The organism is Nonomuraea sp. 10N515B, assembly GCF_052245915.1.
In the GTDB taxonomy this organism is placed as follows: Bacteria; Actinomycetota; Actinomycetes; order Streptosporangiales; family Streptosporangiaceae; genus Nonomuraea.
This window is the reverse complement of the sequence record NZ_JBQQBQ010000211.1, coordinates 1-969: the sequence shown is the minus strand read 5'-3', so window position 1 is coordinate 969 and position 969 is coordinate 1. Positions and strand designations below refer to the sequence as shown.

Here is a 969-nt window from a genome sequence, read left to right as displayed (position 1 = left end):
CGTGCGCCCAGCAGAACAGGAGGTGAAGCCGTGACATAGCGGCTGATCGTCTGTTCGTAAGCTCGTCGTCGCTTGCCGGTGGAAGTCCGGTCCGGGTAGCTGCCAGGAGGTCCGGTAGCAGGCTGGCGGTTTCGTCTGGAAACGGGCGGGGTCGAAGCCCAGCGTCAAAGGCCCTGTTTATGGGGGAGCGACGGTGTGGTCCGTAGCATGAAGCGAAGCCTGCGGCGTCGTTACTCAGCCCGCCTTCGGGTGGGACAAGGGAGTGCCGAGCCTCTCGAAACCGGGGCGAAGGCCATGGACGCGGTGAAGAGCCTGGAAGCGCAGCCGTCAAGGACTCCCCGGCGTATGGGGCGCGGAACGCATCGATAGCGGCGGCGGGAACTGGGGAGGCCCTCCCCGGCCCGGCAACCTGCGGAAGCGTGTCTTTGTTGCCGGAGCGTCGCGCCCTATAACCGGTCGGAGCCGGGAAGTGGGCGGTGAGCCGGGTGGGCGTCGGAGGCGGCCGTAGTACCGATCGAGCCGACCGGACAACACAACCGGCGGTGAGGGAAGGGCCGCTGCTTCGTCGATGCGCAGCGACTGACCAGGGAGGGGCCCGGTGAGTGCCGGTCAGGCTAGTCCCGCCGCGAAGGGATCGCGGGAACCACGGGTTCCGCGTGATCCGGTCCGTGCCCTGCAGCATGCGCTTTACCGGGCGGCCAAGGCCGATCCCGGACGGAGGTTCCACGCGCTGTTCGACAAGGTCTGCCGCAGAGACGTGCTGCAGCGCGCGTGGGTGGCGGTGCGCACCAACAACGGCGCACCGGGCATCGACAAGACCACTGTGGCCCAGGTCGAGGAGTACGGAGTCGACCGGCTCCTGGACGAGGTGGGCGCCGAACTGCGGGAGCGGCGGTATCGGCCGCTGCCGGCACGGAGAGTGTTGATCCCCAAGCCGGGGCTGAAGGATCAGTATCGCCCGCTGTCGAT

At 68.1% G+C, this 969-nt stretch carries 1 pseudogene; it reads left to right on the top strand.

What is annotated here, in order from left to right:
• Positions 1-598: 598 nt before the first annotated feature.
• Positions 599-969, top strand: a pseudogene (locus ACTWQA_RS59090) (hypothetical protein); the annotation flags it as partial.